The sequence below is a fragment of the Flavobacterium sp. genome (assembly GCF_044361065.1).
Classification (GTDB): Bacteria; Bacteroidota; Bacteroidia; order Flavobacteriales; family Flavobacteriaceae; genus Flavobacterium.
Window position 1 is genome coordinate 1 of record NZ_JBIKJI010000092.1, and the last position, 8,541, is coordinate 8,541.

The 8,541-nt window shown below is 31.6% G+C and carries 7 protein-coding genes; 4 read left to right on the forward strand and 3 right to left on the reverse strand.

All coding sequences use genetic code 11. The features are described 5' to 3' along the window. Nucleotides 1-90: 90 nt before the first annotated feature. Nucleotides 91-804 (reverse strand): bacteriorhodopsin-like, encoded by a 714-nt coding sequence (locus ACIQ11_RS06750; protein WP_396153921.1) that lies wholly within the window; start codon nucleotides 802-804, stop codon nucleotides 91-93. Nucleotides 805-918: 114 nt separating this feature from the next. Here ACIQ11_RS06750 and ACIQ11_RS06755 point away from each other — a divergent pair, with 114 nt between their 5' ends. Both ACIQ11_RS06755 and ACIQ11_RS06760 read left to right on the forward strand, forming a co-directional pair. After that, nucleotides 919-1,812, forward strand: a complete 894-nt coding sequence (locus tag ACIQ11_RS06755) for a Brp/Blh family beta-carotene 15,15'-dioxygenase (RefSeq protein WP_396153922.1) — start codon at nucleotides 919-921, stop codon at nucleotides 1,810-1,812. A gap of 51 nt (nucleotides 1,813-1,863) precedes the next feature. Beyond that, the gene (locus tag ACIQ11_RS06760; protein ID WP_396153923.1) at nucleotides 1,864-2,745 is read left to right on the forward strand and encodes a hypothetical protein; all 882 of its coding nucleotides are present in this window, start codon (nucleotides 1,864-1,866) and stop codon (nucleotides 2,743-2,745) included. Nucleotides 2,746-2,848: 103 nt separating this feature from the next. Here ACIQ11_RS06760 and dnaK read toward each other — a convergent pair whose 3' ends face one another. Further along, complete coding sequence (gene dnaK / locus ACIQ11_RS06765; protein WP_396153924.1) at nucleotides 2,849-4,729, reverse strand: molecular chaperone DnaK; 1,881 nt, start codon at nucleotides 4,727-4,729, stop codon at nucleotides 2,849-2,851. 255 nt (nucleotides 4,730-4,984) lie between these two features. Between dnaK and ACIQ11_RS06770 the strand changes: the two genes are divergently transcribed. Next, entirely contained in the window at nucleotides 4,985-6,304 is a 1,320-nt protein-coding gene (locus tag ACIQ11_RS06770; RefSeq protein ID WP_396153925.1) for a DEAD/DEAH box helicase, read from the forward strand. Nucleotides 6,305-6,446: 142 nt separating this feature from the next. Here ACIQ11_RS06770 and ACIQ11_RS06775 read toward each other — a convergent pair whose 3' ends face one another. Further along, nucleotides 6,447-6,941: a hypothetical protein gene (locus tag ACIQ11_RS06775; protein ID WP_396153926.1), complete on the reverse strand. Its 495-nt coding sequence runs from the start codon at nucleotides 6,939-6,941 to the stop codon at nucleotides 6,447-6,449. 284 nt (nucleotides 6,942-7,225) lie between these two features. Here ACIQ11_RS06775 and ACIQ11_RS06780 point away from each other — a divergent pair. Then, nucleotides 7,226-8,541, forward strand: a 1,316-nt coding sequence (locus ACIQ11_RS06780) for an L-serine ammonia-lyase (RefSeq protein ID WP_396153927.1), incomplete at its 3' end; no start/stop codon positions are given.

Below are 8,541 nucleotides of genomic sequence, written 5' to 3' on the forward strand. Positions count from 1 at the left end.
ATTTTGGTGTTACCAAAGTACAAAATAATTTTCATAAAAAAAACCGCCAAGAAAAATTCTTGGCGGTTTTAATTTATATTTTAAAAAGAATTAGTCTTTTTGAGATTGAACTGCTAAGTTATAAATAACTAAACCAAATCCAATTTTGTTGATAGCATCAGCAATGTTGTACGCAATATCAATATTTCCTGAAGGAATCATTGAATTGTACCATCCTGTAGTACCCATCATGTATCCTAAAGGATAGATAGCCCAACCAACTAATACAAACCAGCATAAGATTTTGTGAGCAGCTAAAACGTTTCCACCAGCAGCTTTTGCTAATTTAGAAGCAGATCCTAACCATATTTCGTAAACAATTACAAAATAAGCTAATCCTGAAATACCACCCCATAATGCAGCTGAACCTGAATAAACTGTTTCACCTAAATAACCTGTAACTAACATTACTACAGATAAACCAATCATTTTCCATAATAAATCTGTTTTTGCACCAGCAACTTTTAAGATTAGGAAAAACTCTAAACACATCAACGGCACTGTTAAAACCCAGTCAACGTATCTAAAAAATGTTGGAGATTGTCCAACTTCAGCCCAATATTCTTTCATGTAGAAATAGTGAACTGCGGCAATAAATGTTATTAATCCAGAAACCAATACTGAAGTACGCCATTTTTTATCAAATTGATTTAATGATAAAAAGAAAAAAGCAGAAGCTGCCATCATTGCCATACACCCAACAAAGAATGTAAAGCCTACGTAATCATTTGGTAACATTTCTTTAATTAATAATAAATTTTTCATAATTTTTTGTTTTTAGTTAATAATAAATGTTAATTTGTTTTATCAAAGTTAAAAAATTAATTTTTAATAAACAAACTTTTTGTTTATTATTTTTTAAAAAAAGGTAAACAAAAAATGAAAAATTACTATAAAACCGCCATTATACTTAGCTTTTTCGGATTGTGGCTAACTTCATTTTTTTCAATTGAAAATCAGATAATTACGGGTTTTTCTTTAATTTTGACCTTCGGAATCTTACATGGAGGTAACGATATTATGATTGCAAAGAACATTTTGTTGCAAAAAAGAGACTATTCTTTTATACAAATTCTAATTTTTTATATTGCCATAATTTGTTTTTGTTCTTTTTTGTTCTATTTGATACCTGCTGTAATATTGTTTTTGTTTATTTTGGTTAGTGGCTATCATTTTGGGGAACAACAGTTACGTTTTTTGGATAAGCGTAAAAACAAAATAATAATTGAAGTTGTTCAATTACTTCACGGTTTATTAATTCTGTTTTTCTTATTTGAGTTTCATAGCAAACAAGTTCGAGATATTATTTTTGATATTACTTCAGTCAATATTACACCTAATAGTATTACGTATAGTTTGTATAGTATATTGATAATATTTAGTTTGGGATATTTTTATTTGTTAGTGAAAAATAAAAACTTAATTAAAATACTATTTAAAGAGTTGTTCTTTCTGTTGGTATTTGCAATTATATTTAAAGTGTCCTCACTAATTTGGGGATTTACAATTTATTTTATTCTTTGGCATAGTTTACCTTCTATATTTGATCAAATTACCTATTTGTATGGTGACTATTCAAAACTAAATTTTATCAAATACATAAAGGCTGCGGCCCTGTATTGGTTTGTTTCGTTATTTGGATTGGCTGTTTTTTATTTTTTCCTCAATGACATTAAACATTTCAATGCTTTGTTTTTTGTGTTTTTAGCTGCAATAACATTTCCACACGTAGTTGTTATTTTTGCTATGGTTAAAAAGTATAATAGCAATTAATACGCATATTTAAGATTAATCATCATTGTTTCATTTAAAAAAATTAAGATTATGAAGAAAATACATTCGTTATTCAACTTTTTTTTAAATGAAAAGTTCAAAGAGAAGAGTGAACATATAATTATTTACATTTCTATTATTGCATTTATAGTTCATTTGATGTTTATTTTTCTAAATAAACTTGATTTTATTCATCTTGAATTACTTACAAAATTATTCAATAATCCTATAGCAGCTATTTACACGCCGTTTTCATTTATACTTATTTATGAAGTGTATTTATTGGTGTATTATCTTCCAAAATCTACTACTATATATATAGGTAAACAATATGAAATTATTTTATTAATTATTATTAGAAGAATTTTTAAAGACATTTCTAATTTAGAACTTACCAGCAATTGGTTCGCGGTGAAGTACGATTTAATTTTTTTATACGATATAATTGCTGTTGTAGTTTTGTTTTTTCTAATCTTTATTTTTTATAGATTAAGTGATAGGCAAAAAAAGAATGTAGTAATTAATGAAAAAATAGAGAAATTTATTCTGACTAAGAACAGAATTGCTTCATTTTTAATACCTATTTTATTGTTTTTATCTCTGTATAGCTTCATTAATTGGATAAATACAAGTTTCTTTTCAGTAAATGCATTAGTGTATAAATTTGAAGATATTAATAAAATATTCTTTGAAGATTTTTTTACTATTTTAATTTTGGTAGATGTACTAATTTTACTTTTTTCATTTTTACATTCAGACAAATTCAGTACTGTAATAAGAAATTCTGGTTTTATTATTTCTACAATTATGATTAAACTATCTTTTAATACAGATGGAATTTTAAATGTCATTTTATTAGTTTTATCTGTAATATTTGGAATTATAATTTTATTCATACACAATAAGTACGAAAAACTTCAAACTAATATTTAGTTTTTTTGATTACCAATCATAAAAAAACCGAGTAATTTCTTACTCGGTTTTTTGCTATTTAAATTTAAGGTTTACTCGTAAATCTTACTTCGTAACTCGTAAATTATTTTACTTCTTCAAATTCTACATCTTGTGTAGTATCAGCTGAAGCTTGTGGTTCTGCTTGTGCAGCTCCTTGAGCATCTCCAGTGTTGTACATTTCAGCAGATGCGTTTGTCCAAGCTGTATTGATTTTCTCTAAAGCAGGCGTAATTGCAGCAATATCTTTTGCTTCGTAAGCCATTTTTAATTCAATTAAAGCTAAGTTAATGGCTGTTTTGTTATCTTCTGATAATTTTTCACCAAATTCACCTAATTGTTTTTCCGTTTGGAAAATCATAGAATCTGCTTCATTTACTTTATCAGCTGTTTCTTTAGCAATTTTGTCTGATTCAGCGTTTAATTCTGCATCTTTTTTCATTCTTTCGATTTCTTCAGCAGTTAAACCAGAAGATGCTTCGATACGAATATCGTGAGATTTTCCAGTTCCTTTATCAGTTGCAGAAACTTTAATGATACCATTTGCATCAATATCGAAAGTTACTTCAATTTGAGGAATACCTCTTGCTGCTGGTGGAATACCATCTAAATGGAAACGACCAATAGTTTTGTTATCTGCTGCCATTGTTCTTTCACCTTGAATAACGTGAATTTCAACACTTGGTTGATTATCTGCAGCCGTTGAGAAAACTTGTGATTTTTTTGTTGGGATAGTAGTGTTAGACTCAATTAATTTTGTCATTACATTACCCATAGTTTCGATACCTAATGATAAAGGTGTAACGTCTAATAACAATACATCTTTTACATCACCAGTTAAAACCCCACCTTGAATAGCTGCACCAATAGCGACAACTTCATCAGGATTAACGCCTTTTGATGGTTTTTTACCGAAGAATTTCTCCACTTGTTCTTGGATAACTGGGATACGAGTAGAACCTCCAACTAAGATAACTTCATCAATATCAGAAACGGATAAACCTGCATCTTTTAATGCTTTAACCACTGGTTCCATTGAACGTTTGATTAAAGAATCAGCTAATTGTTCAAATTTAGCACGTGTTAATGTTTGTACTAAGTGTTTTGGTCCTGAAGCCGTAGCCGTAACGTATGGTAAGTTAATTTCTGTTTGAGCAGAAGCAGATAATTCAATCTTCGCTTTTTCAGCCGCTTCTTTTAAACGTTGTAATGCCGTTGGGTCTTTTCTTAAATCTAAACCTTCAGCAGCATTAAAGTCGTTTGCTAACCAGTCGATAATTACTTGGTCAAAATCGTCTCCACCTAAGTGTGTATCTCCATTAGTAGATAATACTTCAAAAACACCATCTCCTAATTCTAAGATAGAGATATCAAAAGTACCACCACCTAAATCGAATACAGCAATTTTTTGATCTGTTCCTTGTTTGTCTAATCCATAAGCTAATGCCGCAGCAGTTGGCTCATTGATAATTCTCATTACTTTTAAACCTGCAATTTCACCAGCTTCTTTAGTCGCTTGACGTTGTGCATCGTTAAAATATGCAGGAACAGTAATTACTGCTTCTGAAACTGAATGACCTAAATAGTCTTCAGCAGTTTTTTTCATTTTTTGCAAAGTCATTGCAGATAATTCTTGTGGCGTATATAAACGTCCATCAATATCAACACGTGGTGTGTCGTTATCACCTTTAACTACTTTGTAAGCAACAGTAGAAGCCTCTTTAGAACTTTCCGAGTACTTGTTACCCATAAATCTTTTGATAGATGCAATAGTTTTAGTTGGGTTAGTTACCGCTTGTCTTTTAGCAGCATCTCCAATTTTAATTTCTCCACCTTCTACAAATGCAATTACAGATGGCGTTGTTCTTTTTCCTTCTGCATTAGCAATTACAACTGGTTCTCCACCTTCCATTACAGAAACACAAGAATTGGTTGTACCTAAATCGATTCCAATAATCTTACTCATTTTATTTAATTTTAAATTTTATTCGGTTTATTTTTTAAACTCTTTTTGGATAAGTCAAGTTTTGTGCCAATAATTATATAGGTATAAAATTGGCAGTATTTCTTTTGTATGGCAAAAATATCTGACATTGTGTCATTTCATTTTTTGCTAACGTGTTGGTAATCTGTCAAAAATCGTAGGTAATTCCTAAATTAAGTAAATCAAAATTCTCTATTCCGCATTCAAAGTTGTATCTTTGCCGTTCAAAATACAAATATGACATTTCAAGATTTACATTTACATAGAAATATACTTCAGGTTTTAGAAGAAGAAAAATATATTACGCCAACGCCTATACAACAACAAGCCATACCTATTATATTAGAAGAGCACGATTTAGTGGGTTGTGCCCAAACAGGAACAGGTAAAACCGGCGCATTCGCCATTCCAATTTTAAATTATTTACATCCAATCGTAGGTTCAAAAACGAAACGTAAAGTAATAAGAACCTTAGTTTTAGCTCCTACACGTGAGTTGGCACACCAAATACAAGATAGTTTTGCCACGTACGGAAAATATATGAATACCAAATCGATGGTAATTTATGGCGGTGTAAGTCAGGTGCCACAAGTGCAACAACTAAAAGACGGTGTGGACATCTTAATTGCTACTCCAGGTCGTTTTTTAGATTTAAATAAGCAAGGGTTTTTAGATATGGATAACCTGCATCATTTAGTGATTGATGAAGCGGATCAAATGTTAGATATGGGTTTTATTAATGATGTTAAGAAAATCATCAAGTTAATTCCTGAAAACCGTCAAACATTATTGTTTTCTGCTACGATGCCTGTTGCGATTAGAGAGTTGGCCGACCAATTTTTGAAGAAACCTAAATACGTTTCGGTAGCGCCAATTTCAAGCACCGCAGAACGTGTGAACCAAAAAGTATATATGGTTCAGAAAGAAGACAAACGAAAATTACTGATTCATTTAATTGAAGAAGAAAAAATAAATAATGTATTGGTTTTTGTACGAACGAAACACAGTGCGGACAATGTGGTAAAAGCATTAAAAGTGAAAAATATTTCTGCTGAAGCGATTCACGGAAATAAATCTCAAAATAACAGAATAAAAACGTTAGACGGTTTTAAAAGTCAAGAGATTTCTGTTTTAGTTGCGACAGACATTGCCGCTCGTGGTATTGATATCGATTTGTTACCTTATGTAATCAATTTCGATTTGCCAAACATCCCAGAAACCTACGTACACCGAATTGGTAGAACGGGTAGAGCAGGTAATGAAGGTTTAGCGATTTCTTTTTGTGGAAAAGACGAATTGCCGTACTGGAAAGACATTGAAAAATTAACCCGTCAGCAAATTAAAGTCGTGAAAGAAAATCCGTATCCATATAGAGAATTTACGGAAGACGAATTAAAAAACAAAGAAACGGATACCCGAGGCGACAGAAGAAATCCTACCAAACAAAAACAAAATAACGCACCAAAAACACCAAAAGCAGCTAAATCTGCAAATGCGGATAGTTCTAATTCCAGGAAATCGGATGCTTCTAAACAGAATAAGAAGCGCTGGTATTAGGAGGATTAAGGGTTAAAGGTTTTGTGTATAAGGTGAATGTTATAGTTGGCTTCGAGAACCTCAGCCAACAATACAAGAAATAAATAAACTATTGATTTGTTGGCTGAGGCACTCGAAGCCAACAACATAAAAGGAATAAGTTCTATAGAATTTGTTCCTTTTTTTGTTTTAACAAATACAACATATAAAAATTAGAAAGTAGTAAAAGATAAAAGCCGATTTTTATTTGTCCAAATCTATCCAGCCAAACGAACATATTTGAAATAACAATTAAAATAACAAACGAAATATTTAAAACGTAAAACAAGTTTGTTCTTAATAATTGATTTTTGAAGATTCTAATTGTTCCAATAATTGAAGAAATAATAAGTAAGGATGAAAACAACATTGAGAAAATCAAAGAAATTTCTTCTTTTTTATATTTAATTTCTTCTTTTTTATTTTTAAGGAATAGCTCATTAATTTGATAAGATAAATCAAATACATTTTCTGATTCTTCAGTAAAGTAGACTTTTAGTTCATTGGAATTATCTGCTTTAGCTCCTTCTTCAATTTTAGTAAATCCATCGCATTGTTTGATAAAAGGACAAAAAAGTAATAAAACTATAGTAATGGAAACAAATCGTAGCTTTTTCATAAGAATATATTTAATAAATCTTATGGTTTCAAATTTTATGCCAAAAAAATAATATAAGGTTTTGTTGGCTTCGAGTGCCTCAGCCAACAATACAAGAAATAAATAAACTATTGATTTGTTGGCTGAGGTTCTCGAAGCCAACAACTCAACGAAAACAAGTTAATGACTTTGTTGACTGAGGCACTCGAAGCCAACAAAAAATCAGACATTTTTCAAATATTTTCACTTCGTACTTCTAACTTCCAACTTCAAATACTATCTTTGCTACTATAACGATTTAGTATATGGAATGTATTTCAGTTTTTGATATGTTAAAAATAGGCGTAGGGCCTTCAAGTTCTCATACTTTAGGACCTTGGCGTGCTGCGGAACAATTTTTAGCCGAATTACGAAATCAAAATATAATTGCTTCAGTACATCGCGTAAAAGTCGATTTGTATGGGTCACTTTCTTTAACAGGAAAAGGGCACGCTACCGACTTAGCCGTAATGTTAGGATTAAGTGGTGCCGATCCGGAATATGTGCCAATTGATGCTATCGATACGATTATCCAAGACATTAAACATACAAATGAAATGCTTTTGGATAACGAATTCAAGATTCATTTTAACGTAGTTTCAGATATCTTTTTCAATAAGAATTTTTTACCCTTTCACGCAAACGGATTGGTGTTTACCGCTTATACAAATGATGCGGAATACAGTTCAACTTTTTATTCTATTGGTGGTGGTTTTGTGGTTAAGGAAGAAGATACAGATACAAAATCAGAGATAAAATGCGCCTTTCCATTCTTGGTGAATACAGGTGTTGAATTGTTGGAGTTTTGTCAAGCAGAACGCAAGACCATTTCTGATATTGTGTATGAAAATGAAAAATCAATGCGTACAGAAACAGAAATTCATTCTGAGTTAATGCGCATTTGGCATACTATGTTAGAATGTATGTATATTGGTGCCCACACAGACGGAACTTTGCCTGGTGGATTAAATGTAAAAAGAAGAGCCTACGATATGCATACCAATTTAATTGGAATAGCCAATTACAATTCCCCTCAAGAATGGTTGCAATGCATTCGTCATACGGAAGTGAAATTCCGTCAAATATTAAAATGGGTGTCTTGTTTTGCCTTGGCAGTAAATGAAGTAAATGCTTCTTTAGGTCGAGTAGTAACCGCACCTACCAATGGAAGTGCAGGGGTTATCCCGGCTGTATTAATGTATTATTTGGTGATTGAAAATCATCACGCTGGTGAAAAAGAAATCAAACAATTTTTAATGGTTGCTGGGCAAATAGGGAGTATCTTCAAAAAAGGAGCTACTATTTCCGCAGCTATGGGTGGTTGTCAAGCAGAAATAGGCGTTTCCTCTTCGATGGCAGCTGCAGCGTTATGCGAATTAATGGGTGGTACACCAGAACAAGTATTGGTAGCTGCTGAAATAGCTATGGAACATCACTTAGGTATGACGTGTGATCCAATAGGTGGTTTGGTGCAAGTGCCTTGTATAGAACGCAATACTATGGGTGCTATAAAAGCCATAAATGCAGCAGAATTGGCTTTAGAAACCGATGCAAAAAACGTGTTGGTACCTTTGGATAAAGT

Excerpts from the sequence above, each read along its gene's own strand:
- ACIQ11_RS06770 (WP_396153925.1), top strand. The coding sequence starts at position 4,985 with ATGACATTTCAAGATTTACATTTACATAGAAATATACTTCAGGTTTTA.
- dnaK (WP_396153924.1), bottom strand. The coding sequence starts at position 4,729 with ATGAGTAAGATTATTGGAATCGATTTAGGTACAACCAATTCTTGTGTT.
- ACIQ11_RS06760 (WP_396153923.1), top strand. The coding sequence starts at position 1,864 with ATGAAGAAAATACATTCGTTATTCAACTTTTTTTTAAATGAAAAGTTC.
- ACIQ11_RS06750 (WP_396153921.1), bottom strand. The coding sequence starts at position 804 with ATGAAAAATTTATTATTAATTAAAGAAATGTTACCAAATGATTACGTA.
- ACIQ11_RS06775 (WP_396153926.1), bottom strand. The coding sequence starts at position 6,941 with ATGAAAAAGCTACGATTTGTTTCCATTACTATAGTTTTATTACTTTTT.
- ACIQ11_RS06755 (WP_396153922.1), top strand. The coding sequence starts at position 919 with ATGAAAAATTACTATAAAACCGCCATTATACTTAGCTTTTTCGGATTG.